This window comes from Pseudidiomarina gelatinasegens (genome assembly GCF_004025325.1).
Lineage (GTDB): Bacteria > Pseudomonadota > Gammaproteobacteria > Enterobacterales > Alteromonadaceae > Pseudidiomarina > Pseudidiomarina gelatinasegens.
Genome location: NZ_RSFE01000003.1, coordinates 226,006 through 246,400 on the forward strand (window position 1 = coordinate 226,006; position 20,395 = coordinate 246,400).

At 47.6% G+C, this 20,395-nt stretch carries 15 protein-coding genes and 2 tRNA genes; 6 read left to right on the forward strand and 11 right to left on the reverse strand.

Translation table 11 applies throughout. The annotated features are described in order from the left end of the window. Window position 1 precedes the first annotated feature (1 nt). From EGC76_RS05275 to dnaQ, 4 genes are all read right to left on the reverse strand, one after another. On the reverse strand, window positions 2-2,179 hold the full coding sequence (locus EGC76_RS05275) for a M3 family metallopeptidase (protein WP_128351963.1): 2,178 nt from the start codon (window positions 2,177-2,179) through the stop codon (window positions 2-4). A 208-nt stretch (window positions 2,180-2,387) separates the two neighbouring features. Continuing rightward, window positions 2,388-2,464, reverse strand: a tRNA-Asp gene (locus EGC76_RS05280). Window positions 2,465-2,495: 31 nt separating this feature from the next. Next, a tRNA-Asp gene (locus EGC76_RS05285) sits at window positions 2,496-2,572 on the reverse strand. Window positions 2,573-2,716: 144 nt separating this feature from the next. Next, on the reverse strand, window positions 2,717-3,403 hold the full coding sequence (gene dnaQ / locus EGC76_RS05290; RefSeq protein WP_164876798.1) for a DNA polymerase III subunit epsilon: 687 nt from the start codon (window positions 3,401-3,403) through the stop codon (window positions 2,717-2,719). Between the two features lie 198 nt (window positions 3,404-3,601). On the opposite strand from dnaQ, the gene rnhA reads away from it, so the two are divergent. After that, window positions 3,602-4,069 (forward strand): ribonuclease HI, encoded by a 468-nt coding sequence (gene rnhA, locus EGC76_RS05295; RefSeq protein WP_128351965.1) that lies wholly within the window; start codon window positions 3,602-3,604, stop codon window positions 4,067-4,069. Here rnhA and EGC76_RS05300 read toward each other — a convergent pair whose 3' ends face one another. Together EGC76_RS05300 and EGC76_RS05305 are read right to left on the reverse strand one after the other, a co-directional pair. Then, window positions 4,070-4,465, reverse strand: coding sequence for a rhodanese-like domain-containing protein (locus EGC76_RS05300; protein WP_128351966.1), 396 nt, complete (start codon window positions 4,463-4,465; stop codon window positions 4,070-4,072). A gap of 32 nt (window positions 4,466-4,497) precedes the next feature. Further along, complete coding sequence (locus EGC76_RS05305; protein WP_128351967.1) at window positions 4,498-5,223, reverse strand: methyltransferase domain-containing protein; 726 nt, start codon at window positions 5,221-5,223, stop codon at window positions 4,498-4,500. A 71-nt stretch (window positions 5,224-5,294) separates the two neighbouring features. Between EGC76_RS05305 and gloB the strand changes: the two genes are divergently transcribed. Both gloB and EGC76_RS05315 read left to right on the forward strand, forming a co-directional pair. Continuing rightward, window positions 5,295-6,008, forward strand: a complete 714-nt coding sequence (gene gloB, locus EGC76_RS05310) for a hydroxyacylglutathione hydrolase (RefSeq protein WP_128351968.1) — start codon at window positions 5,295-5,297, stop codon at window positions 6,006-6,008. Window positions 6,009-6,050: 42 nt separating this feature from the next. Continuing rightward, a complete protein-coding gene (locus EGC76_RS05315; RefSeq protein ID WP_128351969.1) occupies window positions 6,051-7,658 on the forward strand; it encodes a LysM peptidoglycan-binding domain-containing protein in 1,608 nt (535 codons plus the stop codon). A gap of 9 nt (window positions 7,659-7,667) precedes the next feature. Here EGC76_RS05315 and ligA read toward each other — a convergent pair whose 3' ends face one another. The 3 genes from ligA to smc are packed head-to-tail and all read right to left on the reverse strand — an operon-like array spanning window position 7,668 to window position 14,122. Continuing rightward, window positions 7,668-9,710, reverse strand: coding sequence for an NAD-dependent DNA ligase LigA (gene ligA, locus EGC76_RS05320; RefSeq protein WP_128351970.1), 2,043 nt, complete (start codon window positions 9,708-9,710; stop codon window positions 7,668-7,670). Window positions 9,711-9,714: 4 nt separating this feature from the next. Next, window positions 9,715-10,620 (reverse strand): cell division protein ZipA, encoded by a 906-nt coding sequence (gene zipA / locus EGC76_RS05325; RefSeq protein ID WP_128351971.1) that lies wholly within the window; start codon window positions 10,618-10,620, stop codon window positions 9,715-9,717. A gap of 34 nt (window positions 10,621-10,654) precedes the next feature. Beyond that, entirely contained in the window at window positions 10,655-14,122 is a 3,468-nt protein-coding gene (gene smc / locus EGC76_RS05330; protein WP_128351972.1) for a chromosome segregation protein SMC, read from the reverse strand. Window positions 14,123-14,336: 214 nt separating this feature from the next. Between smc and cysZ the strand changes: the two genes are divergently transcribed. Genes cysZ through rimO form a run of 3 tightly spaced genes read left to right on the forward strand, consistent with a single transcriptional unit; the run spans window position 14,337 to window position 17,358 of the window. Further along, window positions 14,337-15,092 (forward strand): sulfate transporter CysZ, encoded by a 756-nt coding sequence (gene cysZ, locus EGC76_RS05335; protein WP_128351973.1) that lies wholly within the window; start codon window positions 14,337-14,339, stop codon window positions 15,090-15,092. Window positions 15,093-15,134: 42 nt separating this feature from the next. Next, the gene (locus EGC76_RS05340; protein ID WP_164876799.1) at window positions 15,135-15,947 is read left to right on the forward strand and encodes a hypothetical protein; all 813 of its coding nucleotides are present in this window, start codon (window positions 15,135-15,137) and stop codon (window positions 15,945-15,947) included. 58 nt (window positions 15,948-16,005) lie between these two features. Beyond that, window positions 16,006-17,358 carry a 30S ribosomal protein S12 methylthiotransferase RimO gene (gene rimO, locus EGC76_RS05345; RefSeq protein WP_128351975.1) on the forward strand — a complete coding sequence of 451 codons (1,353 nt, stop codon included), beginning with the start codon at window positions 16,006-16,008 and terminating at the stop codon, window positions 17,356-17,358. A gap of 68 nt (window positions 17,359-17,426) precedes the next feature. Here rimO and rmuC read toward each other — a convergent pair whose 3' ends face one another. Both rmuC and EGC76_RS05355 read right to left on the reverse strand, forming a co-directional pair. Continuing rightward, the gene (rmuC, locus tag EGC76_RS05350; protein ID WP_128351976.1) at window positions 17,427-18,797 is read right to left on the reverse strand and encodes a DNA recombination protein RmuC; all 1,371 of its coding nucleotides are present in this window, start codon (window positions 18,795-18,797) and stop codon (window positions 17,427-17,429) included. Continuing rightward, window positions 18,790-20,301, reverse strand: coding sequence for a fumarate hydratase (locus EGC76_RS05355; RefSeq protein WP_128351977.1), 1,512 nt, complete (start codon window positions 20,299-20,301; stop codon window positions 18,790-18,792). Before EGC76_RS05355 ends, rmuC begins: the two co-directional genes overlap by 8 nt. Between the last annotated feature and the right edge of the window lie 94 nt (window positions 20,302-20,395).

Sequence of the window (20,395 nt, forward strand, 5' to 3'; positions counted from 1 at the left end):
ATTAATCGATTTTAGGTGTCGTTAAACCGCGACGCTCTAGTAAGGCTTCACCAGTTGGCTCTTGGCCACGGAAGTCAATGTACTGTTGCATTGGGTCTTTGCTGTTCCCTTTAGACAAAATAGTGTCACGGAATTTCTGACCATTTTCTAAAGTTAAACCGCCCTGCTCTTGCATGTATTTAAACGCATCTGCAGCAAGAATTTCTGACCACATGTACGCGTAATAACCAGCTGAATAACCGCCAGCAAATACGTGCGCAAAGAAGGTTGATTTGTAACGTGGTGGAACTGCGTCAATAGCCACACCGTTGCGCTCGAGCGCAGCAGCTTCAAATGCCGCGACATCTTCAATGCTGGCTGCAGCTTCTGGCGATAAGGTGTGATATTCAAAATCGAGTAACGCAGAAGCAATGTACTCTAACGTGTCATAACCCATGTTAAAGTTTTTCGCCGCTAACACTTTGTCCAGCAATTCTTTTGGCATTTGTTCGCCAGTTTCATAATGCTTGGCAAAGTTATTGAGAACCTTTTCATTCAACATCCAATCTTCCTGGAAGGTTGACGGGAACTCAACGTAGTCACGCGATACAGATGTACCAGCAAGCGACGGGTACATAACGTCTGAGAACATGCCGTGCAAACCGTGGCCCATTTCATGGAACATGGTGCTTACTTCATCAAAGCTCAGGAAGGTTGGACCTTCAGCTGCTAATTTGATGTTTTGGTTGTTCAGAATAACTGGTTTTTTGTCTAATAAATTAGACTGACTAACAAACGAGCTCATCCAAGCACCGCCACGTTTTCCATCACGTGTGAACCAGTCACCGTAAAACAAGCCGAGCGTTTCGCCATCGATGTCTTTTACTTCATAAACGCGAATGTTGTCGCCGTATGTTGGAATGTCGTCGCGCTGTTCAAAGGTGATACCGAACAGTTCGTTCATAGCGAAGAACACACCATCTTCAACAACACGGTTAAATTCGAAGTATTTTTTAACTTCTTCAGAATCTAGCGCGTATTTCTCGGCACGAACTTTCTCAGCGTAATACGCCCAATCCCACGGTTGTACGTCAAAATCACCGCCTTCGCGGTCAATCATGGCTTGGATTTCTGCTTTTTCCGCTTCAACGTTGCTGACCACTGCTGGAACCAAGTCGCGCAACATTTCTTGTGCTGCTTCAGGGCTGCCAGCCATGCTGTTCTCAAGCACGTAGTCACCCCAGCTGTCATAGCCAAGCAACTGTGCTTTTTCTGCACGCAACTGCGCTAACCGCTTAACCAAAGGACGGTTGTCAGTTTCGGTGTTGCCAGTGCCACGGTATGCTGAAGCTTCCCAAACGCGTTGGCGAAGTTCACGATTTTCCAGTGACGAAAGAATCGGTTGACGGGTGGTATTGGTGATGGAGATTGCGTACTTACCATCATGACCGGCTGAGGTCGCGGCATCTGCAAGCTGCTGAATTTCAGAATCGCTCAAACCAGCTAGTTGCGCTTTGTCATCGACAACAATCATGTTTTCTTTTGCCAATGCCATCAAGTTACGCTGGAACTCTGTCGTCAAAGACGAAACTTCGGAGTTAATTTCACGAATTTTGCCTTTCGCTTCTTCGTTTAATTGCGCACCGGCACGAACAAAGCCTTTGTACGTATCTTCAACCAAACGGAGTGCTTCACCGTCAAGACCCTCGCGATTGTCATATACCGCTTTCACACGAGCAAATAGCTCAGGGTTCAACGAGATATTATCGCTATGCGCTGCCATTTTTGGTGCTAACTCGCCCTGTAAAGCGCGCGTATCGTCATTACCATTTGAACCTGCTACGTTATAGAAAACTGATGCCACGCGGCTTAGCAATGCACCGGAACGCTCCATGGCTACAATGGTATTTTCAAATGTTGGAGCTTCTGGGTTGCTTGCGATTGCTTCAATTTCTTTCGCATGCTCGTCCATACCTGCTTCAAACGCTGGCATGTAATGCTCAAATTTGATTTGAGTGAAATCTGGTGCATTGTACGGCAGTGTGCTTTCTGCGTAGAAAGGATTGCTTTGGTTAAATGCTGAGTTTTGAGCTTGCTCGGTTTGAGCAGTTTCATTGACTTGCTGAGTTGCGTCTTTATCAGAACAGGCTGCGACCGTGAGTGCCGCGCCAATAGCAACAGCGATAAGGCTCTTGCGCATAGTTATTCTCCCTTGTGTGAATTTAACCTTACTAATGTACTCTTCAAGGAAGTTCGGCTCAAGAGCCGTTCATGGCACAATTGTAACAATTTGCCCCAAGTTTGCTGCAGTTCGGCTAATTCTTGCGCAAGGATATGTTTTTTCAGGTCATTAATTTGAAAATACAGACGTTCAAGGATTTGATATGGAGAGTTTAAAACTTGAGAGATGGCGGAGCGGACGGGACTCGAACCCGCGACCCCCGGCGTGACAGGCCGGTATTCTAACCAACTGAACTACCGCTCCGCAGCGGTATAACAACTACATTTCAGGAAAGTGGCGGAGCGGACGGGACTCGAACCCGCGACCCCCGGCGTGACAGGCCGGTATTCTAACCAACTGAACTACCGCTCCGCTTTCCTGCTTCTGAGTTTCCCGGATGGGTCCCCCTGAATGCGGAGCGAATATTACGAGCGCGTGCTACTATCGTCAACCTTTTTTTTCAACTTTTGAATCGTTTGCATGAAAAACAAGCAAAACGGCTCAAAACTCGATACTCTACGACCAAAGCGCGTTATCGATTATCTTTATCCGATCGCGATGTGCTTGCTCTTCGTCCTGTGTTGCCCGAACAATTTTAAGCGCAGCTTTTTGCTCAACTCGGGTCCATCCTGTGGACTGCTCACCCTGACTGCCTTTCAAATTTGCCGCCAGCTCGAGTTTCGTTTGCCCACCGGTCATCATCAGGTAAACATCGGCGAGCAACTCAGCATCTAATAGTGCGCCGTGAAAGGTTCGGTTCGAGTTATCGATTCCGTAGGCGCGACACAGCGCATCCAAGTTATTCTTCTGGCCTGGTCGCATTTCTCGCGCCAGCATCAGGGTATCTAACACAGTACAGTAATCTGTGGTTTTACCGGTGCCGTCACGCAACAATGCAAACTCATGATCCATGAAGCCAACATCGAACGCGGCGTTATGAATGACGAGTTCGGCGCCGTTGATGAAATCAAGAAATTCAGCAGCTATTTGCGAAAAAACCGGCTTATCTTCCAAAAATTCATTTGTGATTCCATGCACTTCGATTGCTTCTTGTTCAACAACCCGCTGTGGATTGATGTAAGCATGGAAGGTACGGCCTGTTGGCTTGCGCCCAATAACCTCAAGCGCACCGATTTCAATGATTCGGTGACCTTGAGCTGGGTCGAGGCCTGTCGTTTCGGTATCTAATATTATTTGCCGCATCTTAGTTACTCGTTGTTCGTTGTTCGTTATTCGTTGTTCGTTGTTCGTTATTCGTTTAAGGACGGCCAGTCTAGCAGAAACTTCCTTTTAAAGGCTATTCGATTGCGGAGCTTGTTGTTGTTCTGAAAAACAGACACACTAATACCAATAACGAATAACGAATAACGAACAACGATTAACCAATAACGAGTATCAAATATGAAGCAAGTACACATCTATACCGACGGCTCTTGCCTTGGTAACCCTGGGCCTGGCGGCTATGGTGTCGTTATTGAGTATGGGAAGCATCATAAAGAGTTAGCGCAAGGCTACCAGTTAACAACCAATAACCGTATGGAAATGCTTGCAGCGATTAAGGGCTTAGAGACGCTGACGCGTGCCTGTGATGTGGTGGTTACTACAGATAGTCAGTACTTACGCCAAGGCATACAAAGCTGGATACATAATTGGAAAAAAAATGGCTGGCGCACCTCGAATCGAAAACCGGTGAAAAACGCAGACCTCTGGCAAGCACTCGATGCTGCCACACAACGGCATACAATACGTTGGGACTGGGTAAAGGGTCATGCGGGACACCCGCAAAATGAGCGTTGTGATGAATTAGCCCGTATCGCTGCAAGTGGAAAAGACTTACTTGAGGATACAGGCTTTAATCCAGATGCTTAATTATTCGCCGGCAACTTGCGGGTATTTGGCTTCTTCCCAAGCCTGCATTCCGCCAACAACAGAAATAACTTTCGCCTTATCAAACCCCATGCGTGCCAATGATTCTGCAGCTAACGCTGAGCGTCCCCCAGAACGACAAATCAAATAAAGTGGTTCTGCAGCAATACGCTGCAGCGCATCATCATAGCCAGCTACGGCTGGGTGTTGATTAATCTGCATTTCTAACACGCCACGCGGCATGTTGACGGCCTGACGAATGTGCCCTGCTGCGAATTCACCTGGCTCGCGCACATCAATTACACGTGCACCTTCGGCAATTTTTTGCTGCAATTCATGCACATCAACTTCGCTAACGTTACTCCGCGCTTGCGCGCACAATTCTTGTGAACTTAACATCAACAACTCCTATTTTTTGTTCAATACATGAGTTACTTTACGCGATTAGCAATAGGTAGACCATTCATCTGCGGTTTCATTCGCTTCTTAACACGCATTACGGTTAGTGGAAACTCCCGTTTTCTCGCAACAATGTAATACATGCTATTAAGTTGTGGGATAAACCGTGTAATGCCCGCTAACCCAAAATCAGCGCGGGCAGTTCTTGCTATCAAGAGTGTGGGTGCAACATACCCTGCGTCAATAATCTCAAAATTAAGCAGCGACAACCAGTCGGTAATACGGGCTTTACTAAAATAGCGACCACTCCATGGCGGTTGCTTTGTGTTTCCGGGCCAGCATCCCGTTAATACCGACGGGCTAAAAGGGTTGAAACCAGCAATAAGTAGATAACCATCAGCGATAAGGCTACGGCTCATTTCCCTTAGCACTTGATGCGGGTCGCGTTCAAACTCGAGCTGCCCAATCATCACTACAGCATCAAGAGCATTCTCTGCAAATGGCCAGTACTCAAGTTCAGCAAGAATGTTACTCTCACCATGTTGGGCTGCAGAGAATTGATGGCGGACTCGCAATTCAGGTAGCTCTAATTCTTTCGCTAAGTGCCCAACGCGAGCTAAGTAATAACCAAATATTTTTGCACTGTAGGGCCCGAAAACATGACTCAATTGCTGTTGCATCCAGACGCCATGAGGCAGCTGTTGCCAGCTTGCAGGGCCATCATTCGCGCTTTCTCGACGCGCAGGCGTTAACATCATTGCTTGCTCCCATTATAATCAGCACCTATAAAGGTGTAATGAATCGTACTTAAAAGCAAACTGGTGATCCCATGCATATTTCAGCAATTCCTGCATTTGATGATAACTATATTTGGGCTATCCAAATGTACAATGGTAGCGATGCCATCATTGTTGACCCAGGTGACGACCAACCCGTGCGTGAATGGCTACGTCAACATGATGTAAAAATTTCAGCGTTTTTTATTACCCATCATCATTGGGACCATACTAACGGCTTACTTCCTTTACTGAAAGATTATCCTGTATCAGTGTATGGTCCGCGCGGTAACGATATTCAAGGCGTTACTCACCGATTAGGGCATCTTGAACGTTTTACCCCTATTGGCGGTGAACGCGAATTCACCGTATTTGAAACCCCGGGACATACGCTTGACCACATTTGTTTTTACACACAGGGTCACGCATTTGTTGGCGATACATTATTCTCAGCCGGTTGCGGCCGCATGTTTGAAGGCACCCCAGAGCAATTTCACAATTCTTTACAGTGCTTAGCTGAACTACCTGACAATACCAACGTCTATTGTGCTCATGAGTACACAGCTGCAAATATCGAGTTTGCCTTAACAGCAGAACCAGATAATGCCGCTATAAGCCAATACAGTGAACAGGTTAAGCAACTACGAGCTCATGGGCTGAAAACCTTACCAAGTACTATTGGGTTAGAAAAACAAATAAATCCATTTTTACGGGCCGCCTCAACCGAGCAATTTGCTAGGTTACGGCAGTGGAAAGACCAATTTTAATCCCGTAAACTGCAGGCACTTTCGAGTTTTGGAATGAAGTACATGAAAAAATGGTTAGCACTAGCAATCTCTACCAGTCTGATTACCGGCTGTTCTTTAACACCTTGGAACGACGCGCCAGCAGATGCCGACGTTGCGGTTATCACCGTGCCCGAAAATCCAGTCGCAGAACCGGAGGACGTTGCGAGCGAACCAACAGACGCCGAGACGCAGATTGAAGAGGAAGTTGCTGTCATTGAGCTTACGCCGCAGCAAGAAGCTGATCTGTGGCAGCGCATTCGCCGCCAGCTAACCTTTAACGCACCCGAGCTACCTCGTTTGGTCAGTCAGCGCAATTGGTACATGAAAAACCCCCGCTACATGGAACGTGTTGCCACCCGTGCCCAACCTTTCATGTATCTGATTGTTGACGAAATTGAACGGCGTGGTATGCCACTTGAGTTGGCATTGTTGCCGATTGTAGAAAGTGCGTTTGACCCATTCGCATATTCGCACGGCCGAGCTGCTGGTGTATGGCAGTTTATTCCTGGAACAGCACGCCATTATGGCTTAGAAATCAATTGGTGGTATGACGGCCGTCGTGACGTCTACGCGGCAACTCATGCTGCTCTCGATTATTTAGATGCACTACAAAAACGTTTTAATGGCGACTGGTTGCATGCGTTAGCCGCATACAACTCAGGCGAGGGACGGGTTGCAAACGCGATTCGAAAGAACAAGCGAGCTGGTAAACCAACCGACTTCTGGTCACTCGACCTACCCCGTGAAACCCGCGCTTATGTACCGAAATTACTTGCCTTAGCTGATATCTTAAAAAATCGTGAAGACTACGCAAAACATTGGCTACCTATCGAAAACAAACCGTATTTAGCGGTTGTTAATGCACACAGCCAGATCGATTTGGCCAAAGCTGCGGAAATGGCCGAGCTTGATCTGGATACCCTGCATCACTTTAATTCGGCATATAACCGATGGGCGACAGATCCTGTTGGTCCGCACCGTTTGTTGTTACCGATAGAACATGCCGAAAAGCTACAAGCTTGGCTAGAAACAGCAGACAGCAAAGAGCTGGTTCAATGGACGCGCCACAAGGTGAAGTCTGGTGAAAGTTTGTTGGTTATTGCCAAGCAGTATCACACAACGGCGACAGCCATACAGCGCGCCAACAATATCAATGGGCACATTATTCGTGCCGGCGATTTCCTCTTGGTTCCGGTAGCAACCCGAGATCTGGATGATTACAACTTATCGGCGGAACAACGTTTGGTCTCTAAACAATCGCAATCGCGCGGCGCATATAAAGTTGAGCATGATGTGGTTCGTGGTGATACGTTGTGGGATATCAGTCGTGAATATAACGTCAACCTGCGCAGTCTAGCAAGCTGGAATGGCATGGCACCGACTGATCCATTGCGACCTGGCAAGACACTTGTGGTTTGGCTGCCGCAATCAGAAAAGCCTTCGGGCGTTGTGCGTAGCCTCAATTACAAAGTACGCTCTGGCGACTCCCTAGCACTTATTGCATCGCGGTTTAGTGTAACCATTACCGATATTGAAAAGTGGAACCAAATAAGCCGTCAGAACTATTTACAACCGGGCCAACAACTTAAGCTTTATGTTGATGTAACCCGGTTGAATACGCAGTCGTAAGCCAATCTATTAATTGAGCAGGTCGAGCAATTCGGCCTCGCTCAATACTGGTACACCCAGTTGCTCTGCTTTCGTGAGTTTTGAACCCGCATTGTCGCCAGCAATCACCGCAGTCGTTTTTGCCGACACACTTCCTGATACTTTGGCCCCGCGCGCCTGCAAAGCCTGCTTTGCATCATCACGCGTCATTTGGCTCAATGTTCCGGTCAATACATAGGTATTACCGGCCAGTGTTGCCTCGCTGGCCGCCAACTTCTCAACCGCAGGCCATGTAATTCCCAATTCAATCAGTTGATCGATAACTTGTTGGTTATGGGGCTCACGGAAAAATTGGAAAATATGGCTGGCAACAATCTCACCAACATCACTGACTTGTACAAGTTCGTCCATAGTCGCGCTAGCAATTGCCGACAAGTCACCAAAATGAGCAGCTAGATTCGCCGCAGTTGCCTCACCCACCTCACGAATACCAAGGCCAAATAGGAAGCGCGGTAACGTGGTATTTTTACTTACTGCAATTGCAGCAATAATTTTTTCAGCTGACTTCTCACCCATTCGAGGCAAGTGAGCCAGCTCGCGCGAACGCAATCGGTATAAGTCAGCAGGCGACTTAATCCATTCGCGCTCAACCAATTGCTCAATAAGCTTGTCACCTAGCCCATCTATATCCATGGCTTTGCGTGAAGCAAAATGTTTGATTGCTTCGCGACGCTGCGCGGCGCAGATGAGCCCCCCTGTACAGCGGGCTACAGCCTCACCTTCAACACGCTCTATGTGAGAATCGCAAATTGGACATCTTTGCGGGAATTCAATCTTCTGGTTTTGCTCTAACCGGCGTTCATGAACAACCTGTACGACCTGTGGAATCACATCTCCCGCTCGGCGAACAATAACTGTATCGCCAATACGAATGTCCAAACGTTCAATTTCATCGGCGTTATGCAGCGTTGCGTTTGAAACGACCACGCCGCCAACTGCAACAGGTTCAAGTCGAGCTACCGGCGTGATTGCGCCAGTTCTGCCAACTTGAAAATCAACGCCACGAATAATGGTTAATTCTTCTTGAGCGGGAAACTTCCAAGCGATAGCCCACCTTGGTGCGCGCGACACGAAGCCAAGGTCATCCTGCTGCGCAATAGAATTAACTTTCAATACTATGCCGTCAATTTCGTAACGCAGGCTGTTTCGACGGTTCAATATGTCTTCATAATAGGCTTTACAGTCGGTTGGCTTGCTTACTACTTTTACTTCGTTGCTAATTGGTAAGCCCCACGTCGTTAGCTGCTGTAAGCGGTCAAAATGTGTCGCTGCCAAATCACAATCATCGCTCACCACACCCATACTATAAGCGTAAAAATGCAACGGCCGTTTTGCCGTAATATGTGAATCGAGTTGTCGTAAACTACCGGCCGCTGCATTGCGCGGGTTTGCAAAAACCTTCTCGCCTGCTGCTAACGCACGCTCATTGTATTGCTCAAAAGCATGGGTTGGCATAAACACTTCACCGCGCACTTCTAACCGACGCGGAAAGTTGCCTGAAAGTTGCAACGGTACATTGCGAATAGTACGAACGTTTGCCGTAATATCCTCACCGGTTTGCCCGTCGCCACGGGTGGCTGCACGCACCAATGAACCGTCTTCATATAAAATACTAACTGCCGCACCATCAAGCTTTGGTTCACAACAGAACGCAATGTCAGATGCACTATCGAGACGCTCCGTGACACGATGCACAAACGCATCAAATTCCGTCTCAGCAAAAGCGTTATCAAGGCTTAGCATGGGGGTTTCATGGGTAACTTGAGTAAACGCATCAAGTGCCTGACCGCCAACCTTTTGCGTTGGCGAGTCATCACTTTTCAACTCAGGATGCGCATGTTCGAGATCCACCAGCTCACGAAACAATCGATCATACTCCGCATCAGGCACGGACGGTTGATCGAGTTCATAATATTCGCGATTGTATCGGGTTAATAACTCGCGCAATTCTGCAACCCGCAACGCTGCTTTGGGTTGCAATGCGGGTTGATCGTCAAATAAATCTTTGGTCATAGGATTAGGTATGTTTTATTAGGCGTTTACGCTCAAATTCGCGGATGCGCTGGTGAATATGCTGAACGGCTTGACGCGTCAATGGGTTTCGGTGCTCATCGAGCACCTGTCCGCGCCCAATTGCATTGGCCAGCTTAACGGCCGCATTGTGCATCATAGTAAAGGCTTGCAATGAGTTGCTTTTAATCGGTAATGCCAAAAATAGTGCAACACCATCTGTCTGGAAGGTTTCGATAGTATCGATGTTAAAGCTGCCCGGATTAAACATGTTGGCAAGACTAAACAGCACGGAGCCATTCCCCGCTGTATCAACATGGCGATGAAAAATATCAAAGTCACCAAATTTAAAGCCAAGCTCAGTCATTTGCTGCAACAACACCGCACCTTGTATGTCACCTGTTACATGCAATACGATAACTTCTTCGGGTTCTTCATTAAGAATCGGCTCGTCGTCACTGCGTTCAAGCGGAAGATCCATACTTTGTTGCGCAGGTTGCAACGGCTCCTCTACTGTTTTTGGTGCGGCAGCTGCAACCGTTTTCCGAGGCGCAGGCTTACGCTCGGGAGCTTCTGCTGCCTCAACTTTCATTTCAGGGATTTCAATATCAGAATCATCGGCAGTTGCACGAATTGGTGGCTCGGGTTGCTGCTTTTGCTCGGATTTGTCTGAATCGGCTGGCGCAGTCTCTGACGCGGCCTGCTGCGGCGAGGTTCGTTTAACCACTCGCACAGTGCCTACGCCATCATCATCGAAACCATTCGAACTCGCTTGCCGACGCTTTTTCTCGATAGCCTCGACACGTTCGCGCTGGAGCCTTTCATTGCGGCGAATGGTCCAAACACCGTGACCCACAATCGCGGCGATTAGCACTAACCCGATGATACTAAAAACAATCTGCATCGTACTCATAACATGCTACTCACTTGCTAATTCGTTATTATTTTTAGGACGCTTCTGTGAGCGCCACAGCTTCATCGATATCAACCGCGACCAGTCTCGACACCCCAGCCTCCTGCATGGTCACCCCTGCCAAGTGCGATGCCATTTCCATAGCCACTTTGTTATGACTAATGTAAATAAATTGCACCGTGGTCGACATTTCTTCAACCAAGCGGCAAAAACGCCCAACGTTAGCATCATCCAATGGCGCATCCACTTCATCAAGTAAACAAAATGGTGCCGGATTCAAACGAAAGATTGCAAACACTAATGATAAAGCCGTTAAAGCTTTTTCACCACCCGAAAGCAGATGAATTGTGCTGTTTTTCTTACCTGGCGGGCGAGCCATAATGGTTACCCCCGTTTCCAGCAAATCATCATCGGTAAGATCTAAATACGCGCTGCCGCCGCCAAACACCTTAGGAAACAGCTCCTGCAACCCGGTATTTACCGCATCGTAGGTTGCTCTAAAACGCTGCCGTGTTTCTTTGTCAATCTTACGTATCGCGCTTTCAAGCGTTTCTAATGAGGCCGAGAGGTCTTCATTTTGCTGATCCAAATACTGCTTCCGCTCCGCTAACGTTTCTGCTTCATCAATTGCGGCAAGATTTATTGCGCCAAGGCGTTGTATTGCATTTTGTAAACGTTCTAGCTCGGCTTGCCAAGCTTTTTCATTTGCATCTTCAGAGAGTTGTTCCAGCACTGGCTTCAGCGGTTGCTGCATTTCTTGCAATACCGCTAACACGTTGCGCGTGCGTTCCTGCAGTGCTGCTAGCTCCATCTGACTACTTTGAAGCTTTGCTCTTACTTTTTCAATTTGCCCCTGAACGCCTTGAGATCCTGAACTTATCTCACGAATCTGTGCTTCTTGCTCGCTTAATTTATTGGCCCATTCTCGGCGCTCTTCATCTACTTGCTCGCGACTTTGAATAAGCTCCTCCAGCTGCAAAGCAAGCACCTCGAGTTCTTCCTGTGCATCACTATCAGGTGCATCCAGCAGAGCTAACTGCTCTAGCGCTTGCTGGCGTTGCTGTTGCACACGACTTACCAGCGTTTGATGGTGCGTCAACTGGGATTCTATTTGCTGAAGCTGCATCGTAAACTGTTGCACTTGATTCTGTGCTGAGTTCATTGATTCGCGTGCGTGTTGCCGTGACGTTCGCAGGCCCGTGCGGCGTTGTTGCCATTCATTTTCATCATCATCGGTTTGCCGCAATTCAATGGCTTCGGCTTGAGCATGCAATGTTTCGCTTTCTAGCTGTAACTGCTCTAATTGCGCTTGCCATTCGGTTCTCTGCAACGCAATAGCATTCTGCTTTTCCGTTAATTTTTCACGTTGCTGCTGGTGCCATGTAAGTTTGTCGGTGAGGCTGGCGTGCTGTGCTTGAATATCGCTCAATTGTTCACGCACTGTGTCACGGTTCAGTTGCTGCTCTGAAATCGCTTGCTTTAACTGGTCTTGCTCAACCACTAATTCGGCCAGTTTTACCTCTAACTGCCGAAGCGTTTCCTGCGTTTGTGTTAATTCATGTTGCTGCGCCAATTGACTATCGCCGGGATCAATACTCGCGGCTTGATAACCTTTTGCAGTCCATAACTGTCCGGCTGCAGAAATCTGCGCCATATTTGCGTCAGTTGGGTGTGCAGCATGCAGCGCGTCATCAATGCATTCAAGCTGCTGCAACACCGGCCATTGTTGCAAAGACCCTTCAACAAAACGCGCTAGACTACGCTCCGGTGGAGCCTTATTGGCAAGAACAACCAACTGCGCACCAAGTTGTTGCGGCCAGTCATTCGGGCGGCTCGCAAGAACCCATGCGTCCATCCAATTGCTGGCTACCTGCTCGGCGGCATATTGCCAGTTTGGCTCAACCGTCAGTAGATCACGAACTTGCCCCAATGTTTCGATACCTTGCTGATCAAGCCAGGTCTTTACAGCCTGAGGCCAGTCTTTGGCTTGGGCAGCTTGGAGTAAGTGCTCCAGTGAACTTTGCCGCCCAATTAGACGTTGTTGTTCCATTTGCAAGGTTTCGCGCTGCTGTTGCATGTTACTTAATTTCGATTGGGATTCGGCTAGCCCCTGTTCTATTACCGTTATCTCGTGCTGCAATCGTTCACGCTGCGACTTCAATTGCTCAACTTGTTGTCGCAAATCGGTATTGACCAGCTCATTTTGTTGCTGCTTAATCTCTTCGAGTTCAATGGCGGTGCGCTGCAAGTCGTCCTGAACGCGTTGCTGTTGATGCTCAATGCGCTGCTGTTTCAATTGCACCTGCTGAAACTGTTCACGCTGACGTTGCTGTGCATCTAAATGGCGCTGATAGTCATCCTGCCACTGCAACCAAGCTGCTTCATCCGCTTCAAACCGTGCGGTTGCTTCTTCTAAAGCATGTTCTGCGATTTCTTGTTCTGGCAGCAGCTGTTGACGCTGAGCTTCGAGTTCTTGGCGTTGTTCGTCATCAGCTGCCAATGTTTGTTCATGTTGGGCCAGCTCCGCCTGCAGTTGACCCAGGCGTTGCTCACGTTGCTGTTGCTGCTGACGGTGAGACTGCAGCTCATGCTCGGTACGCGTAATGTCGTTGCCCAACTGGTAATAATGTTGCTGTACTTGGTCAAGCTTTTGCTTGGTTTCTTCAGCCAATTCACGCAACTCAATGGTACCGCGCTCGCTGCCACGCTGCTCAGCCAGCCAACGTTCAAGCTCTGTTTCATATTCGCGAATGGTGGTTCGAATGCTTTCGGCCTGTTGCTCTTGTGCAAGCCAACGCAAGGCTTGAAGTTCGGCTTTGAACTTGCGTTCCTGAGCTTTAAGTTCCTTATAACGGCGGGCGGCTGAAGCCTGGCGCTGCAACTTATCTAGCTGCGTACCTAATTCGTCACGCACATCATTCAATCGATCAAGATTGTCGCGGGTATGTTGCATGCGGTTTTCGGTTTCGCGGCGACGCTCTTTATATTTTGAGATGCCAGCGGCTTCTTCAAGAAAAACGCGCAGCTCTTGCGGTTTAGACTCAATAAGTCGCGAAATCATGCCTTGTTCAATAATGGCATAACTACGCGGCCCAAGCCCGGTGCCTAGGAATAAATCGGTGATATCCCGACGTCTGCATTTGCTATTATTAAGGAAGTAGTCGGAGCGGCCATCACGTGTAACGAGTCGTTTTACTGATATTTCAGCATAATTTGCGTATTCACCCTGAATACGGCCGGAAGAATTATCAAAAACCAATTCAACGCTGGCTTGTGAAACTGGCTTGCGCGAGTTTGAACCATTAAAAATGACATCGGTCATGGCATCGCCACGGAGGTTTTTCGCCGAGCTCTCACCAAGAACCCAGCGTACCGCATCTATGACGTTCGACTTACCACAACCGTTCGGCCCAACAACACACGTCATTTGGTGTGGGAATGGCACTTTGGTTGGGTCGACAAACGATTTGAAACCGACCAATTTAATGTGTTTTAGGCGCATTTATAATCGTTGTGAGTTCGCTACCAGTTGAAGAAACATCCAGTGTTTTACTGTCCGTTCGACATTAGCAGATAATTGGAAATTTTGTAATAGCTTTACACGTTCTAGAATGGTTAACTAAGCCTTACATTTTCAAGCAAATTTTAACACTTTACCACGCTATACTTCAGTACCGTAAAGATGTACGTAAACATTAGAATTTAGGTGGAAAGATATGCCCGTTTACAGTGAATTCGGCGGTAGTTATATCGCCCGCGGTTTCGAGCTCGCTTTTCAAAAAGGTGTTCGCCGTTATGTACTCATTCCTTTGAGTATCAACATCCTATTATTTAGCTTTGCTATCTACGCAACGTTTCACTACACCACACAGTGGGTTGGCCAGTTAATGGCCTGGTTGCCCGATTATTTAGCTTGGTTGGAACTGTTGCTGTGGCCATTAATTGTTATTGGTATCGTACTCATATTTGCACTTACTTTTACCAGTGTAGCGAACATTATCGCCTCGCCATTCAACAGCTTGCTAGCCGAAAAAGTAGAATTTCAATTAACGGGTAGCGGTCCGGCGGACGGCGGCGTCTCGGGCATGATACGCGACATCCCGCGTATCATTGGGCGCGAATTTCAAAAAATCCTGTATTTCATACCACGTATTTTAGGCTTCGGTTTGTTGTTGATATTCGTACCGGTGCTGGGGCAACTATTGTGGTTCTTATTTGGCGGTTGGATGATGACTATTCAATACGCAGATTATCCTTTTGATAACCACAAAGTACCTTTTCGAACCATGCGTGCTGAATTATGGCAGCGCTCTGGAAAAAGCCTTTCCTTTGGTTGTATTGTTGCGGTACTTGCCAGTATTCCATTGGTAAATTTGGTCATGATTCCTGTTGCTGTTTGCGGCGCAACAGCAATGTGGGTCGATCACATAAGATTCGCGACGAATGGGGCTAGTAATCATTCGTTAACCTGATTATTATTTTTACATTATGCAACGAAACATTTACTAAACATTATGATAAAAAAAGGATTACTTAGTTTGGCCCTGTTACTTCCTCTGTTCGGAAGTGCATCAGAGCGGACGGGTGATCATGAAATAACGTGGGCCGCAAACATTTCCCCACCTTTTCACATTGTTACCGGCCCCTTCGCACAGCAGGGTGTTTGCGATGCATTTGTGAATGCGTTGATTGATGCGATGCCCGAATCAGAGCATAAAATTGAGTACTTGCCACAAATGCGCATTGGCATGCTGTGGGAGCAAGAAAAAAACCTTTGTTATCCATGCATGATTCACCGGCAAGAAGAACAGAGCCTCATTGAGTATTCTGATCCGACTTATGCGTATCCATCACATGGCATTATTACCCGCCCTGAGCTCGTTGGCGAGCTCACGTCAAAATATGGTAATCCGGTTGATTTAAAAGCAATGCTTTCCGATCAATCGTATCGGTTTGGTCAACCTGTGGGCCGTTTATACGGTAAATTGCAGCCTATTCTTGATGAACACTTAATTGGTACGTCAAAACATACAGACCTTTCGGGGGAAACTGCCAACACCAGCATGATGTCGATGATTTTGGGCAGTCGTCTTGATTTCACTATTGATTACCCGATGCTAAAGCGCTTTTATGAAGAAACTGAAGGTCGTGCCCTCGCCTTTATACCCATCGCACAATTGGCCGGTGAAGAGATCATTGGTGCTGTTGCTTGTACACGCAACAGTTGGGGAGCAGACACCATTGAGCGCATTAACCAAATAATCCCGGCAGTGCAAAACAACCCTAAATTTCAGCAAGCCCAACAAACCTGGTTGCAACCAGAATAGGCAACGTTAAATCAGCCGTGGTATAATTCGCGTTTTAACGCAAACTGCGAGCGCACGAATGACTGTCGAAAATTTCCAACCCTCTAAAGCCCCGAATGAAGCGGCACGTATTGGCTTTGTTAGTTTAGGTTGCCCTAAAAACTTGGTCGACTCTGAGCGAATCCTCACCCAGCTGCGTACTGAGGGCTACGATATCGTTAACAGCTACGATAATGCCGACATGGTCATTGTAAATACCTGTGGATTCATCGACTCCGCGGTGCAAGAGTCTTTAGATGCGATTGGCGAAGCGTTAAATGAAAATGGCAAAGTTATCGTCACAGGCTGCCTTGGTGCAAAAGACGACGAGATTCGTGAAGTTCATCCTAATGTGCTGGCGATTACTGGCCCGCATGCTTACGAAGAAGTTATGGGACACGTTCATAAATATGTGCCGCAGCCACAACACATTCCGTTCGAAAATCTGGTTCCCGACACAGGTGTCAAACTGACTCCGCGTCACTTTGCGTACCTAAAAATCTCGGAAGGCTGCAACCACCGTTGTACCTTCTGTATTATTCCATCCATGCGCGGCGACCTCGTTAGCCGCCCTATCGGTGATGTGTTGAGTGAAGCACAGCGCCTCGCAAATGCGGGCGTTAAAGAACTGCTAGTAATATCTCAAGATACCAGCGCCTATGGTGTGGATGTGAAGCATAAAACTGGATTCTGGGATGGCAAGCCGGTTAAAACAAGCATGCAGGCACTTTGTGAAGCGCTCGGCGAACTGGGTATTTGGGTTCGTCTGCACTACGTGTATCCGTATCCAAGCGTTGATGATGTGATTCCATTGATGGCCGCCGGCAAATTGTTGCCGTATCTTGATATTCCACTGCAGCATGCCAACAAGCGTATTCTGCGCATGATGAAACGTCCTGGCTCTGCCGAACGTACGCTTGAACGCATTCAAAAGTGGCGCGAAGTTTGCCCGGATTTAACTATTCGCAGCACCTTTATTGTAGGTTTCCCCGGTGAAACTGAAGAAGAATTTGAAGAGTTGTTGCAGTTCTTACGCGAAGCACAACTGGATCGGGTTGGCTGCTTCACCTATTCAGACGTTGAAGGTGCAAAAGCGAATGAACTGCCTGACCCAGTGCCAGAAGCGGTTAAACAAGCACGCTACGCGCGCTTTATGGAAGTTCAACAAGAGATTAGTGCTGCTCGCCTGCAAGCAAAAATTGGCCGCACACTAACCGTGCTTATCGACGAAGTTGATGAAGAAGGTGCAATTGGTCGCAGCTACGCAGATGCACCGGAAATCGACGGTTTGGTGTACTTAAATGGCGAATTAAACGTTCAGCCAGGCGATACAGTTGAAGTTGCAATTGAACACGCTGATGAATACGACTTGTGGGGCTCGGTGGTGCGTTAATAAGGCCTGTAGAAAACAGGTGGCGCGATATACAGCGCCACCTATTGTTCTTTGTCTTATTCTTCGTCTTATTCTTCGTCGTTATCTGTTTCGTTATTATTGAGTAATTTGCTATCAATTTGTTTGGACGATTGCACACCCAGCTTTCTGAAATTCTCAACCCGCCCGACTAAATTGCCTCGGCCTGTCGATAACTTATTCATCGCACCGTCATAGTGTTTTCTTACGCTATCGATCGCGTTACCAACTTTTTGCATATCTTCAATGAAACCGACAAACTTGTCATAAAGTTTGGTCGCCTCAGTTGCAATAATCTGCGCGTTTTGATTTTGGTATTCATATTGCCAAATATTATTAACTGTACGCAGCGCCACCAGCAAATTGGTTGGGCTCACCAGCATAATGTTGTTGTCTAGCGCCAAACGAATTAATTCAGGCTCGCGATCAACAGCCAACAAAAATGCCGGTTCAATGGGAATAAACATTAATACATAGTCAAGGGTACGAACGCTCTCTAGCTGTTGATAGTTCTTCTTTCCGAGCCCTTTTATGTGATTACGTAACGAACTCACGTGTTCAGCTAATGCTGCCTCTCGAGCAGCATCATCGTCGCTATTAAAGTAACGCTCATAGGCCACCAGTGATACTTTGGAATCAATTACCACATCTTTGTCATTGGGTAAGTGGACAACAACGTCGGGTTTAAAGCTTTTACCGTCTTCATCACGGTGGTGCGATTGGGTTTCATATTCGTTTCCTTCACGCAAACCGGATTGACTCAAGATTCTATCGAGAACCACTTCGCCCCAATTGCCTTGAGCTTTAGTATCACCTTTTAATGCCCGCGTGAGCGCTTCAGCTTCCGCGGCCATTTGTTTGTTCAACTCACGTAATGTATTCACCTGAGTCGTCAGTTCCGAACGTTGCTTTAGCTCTTCGGTATGCTGCTGCGTTACCTGGCTTTTAAAGGCTTCAAGTTGCTGTTTGAAGGGCGCTAACGTGGTTTCTAAAGTTTGCTTGCTATTGGCTTGCAAGCGCTCCGATTTTTGCTCAAAAATCTGCTGAGCCAAACGCTCAAACTCATTTTTTAACCGCTCTTCGCTCGCTTCAAGAAGCTTTTGTTTCTCTTCCGCGCTTTGTAATTTTGCACTCAGTTCTGCGCGCGCGCCAGCGAGCTCTGCCTGCAAGTCGCTACGCTGCTGTTGCGTCTGCTGTAGCTGCGTCTCGGCTCGCTGTAAACGCTGTTCATAATCACCGCGCACCAGCTCAGCTTGCTCACGCAATTGTTGCAGTTGGCTCTCCAAAAAGGCTTGTTGTTGCTCAGCTTCTTGGTGTTTCGCTTTCACACGTGGCGTGACTAATAGCCACGCCACGCCGAACCCAACTATAGCGGATGCTACCGCACCCGCCGCTAACTGCCACAATTCGAGATTAAGCATCTGCTGCTTCCAATTTTACCCGCCAAATTGCTGGGCCGGTTTCGTGAGCGTTTTCGCCAGTGCTATCAACTGCCACGGTGACTGGCATATCTTCAACTTCAAATTCATAAATCGCTTCCATGCCGAGATCTTCAAATGCAACAACGCGTGCCTTTTTAATGGCTTTTGCAACCAAGTATGCTGCACCACCAACGGCCATCAAATAAACCGCTTTATGTTGCTTAATGCTCTCAACTGTTTCAGGACCGCGTTCAGCTTTACCGATCATGCCTAGAATACCAGTTTTATCCAGCATCAAGTCGGTGAATTTATCCATCCGTGTCGCGGTTGTCGGCCCAGCAGGCCCCACAACCTCATCACCAACAGGATCAACAGGCCCGACGTAATAGATAAATTTGTTAGTGAAATCCACCGGTAATGATTCACCATTATCAAGCATATCTTTGATGCGTTTATGCGCAGCATCGCGTCCGGTTAACATCTTACCTGACAACAACACAGTTTCACCGGTTTTCCAGGTCTCGATATCTGCTTGGGTTACGGTGTCCAAGTTTACTCGGCGCGCATCATCACCCAGCTCAAAGGTAATATCTGGCCAATCGTCCAATTTAGGTGGCTGAAGATCGGCTGGCCCAGAACCATCAAGCACAAAGTGCGCGTGACGTGTTGCTGCACAGTTTGGAATTAAAGTAACAGGCTTTGAGGCTGCATGCGTTGGCGCGGTTTTTATTTTCACATCCATAACCGTGGTCACGCCACCAAGCCCTTGTGCACCAATGCCCAGCTTATTCACGCGGTGATAAATTTCCAAACGCAATTCTTCTTCAGCGTTCTGTGCACCGCGGTCGAGTAGCTCTTGTATATCGACAGGATCCATCAAGGCTTCTTTCGCAAGAACAGCTGATTTTTCGGCGGTACCACCGATGCCTAATCCAATCATGCCAGGCGGACACCAACCAGCACCCAGTTTTGGCATTGTTTCAACAACCCAGTCAGCAATATTGTCACTTGGATTGAGCATGGCCATCTTCGATTTATTCTCCGAGCCACCACCTTTTGCAGCAATCATGACTTCAATGTTCGCGCCCGGCACCATATCGATATGAACCACGGCAGGCGTGTTATCGCCCGTATTTTTGCGTTTGCCGGCTGGGTCAGCAACAATGGATGCACGCAATGGGTTGTCGGCATTCATATAAGCACGACGGGTGCCTTCATCAACCATTTGCTGCACGGTAAGGTCGGTTTTATCCCATTGCACGCCCATGCCAACTTTCACAAAGCACGTCACAATCCCCGTATCCTGACAGATTGGGCGGTGTCCTTGCGCTGACATGCGTGAATTCGTCAGTACTTGCGCAATCGCATTTTTTGCGGCTTCACTCTGCTCACGATGGTAAGCTTTTTCGAGCGCTTGCACGAAATCTAAGGGGTGGTAATAAGAAATATACTGCAGCGCATCTTCAATGCTTTCAATAAAATCAGCCTGACGAATAATAGCCATGAATACCTCGAGTTTTGACTGGGTTCGATTTCCAGAGGGTAACGTTAAGTTGACGCTATGATAGCGTTTTGTGGTCGTGCTGACCAGTTTCCTG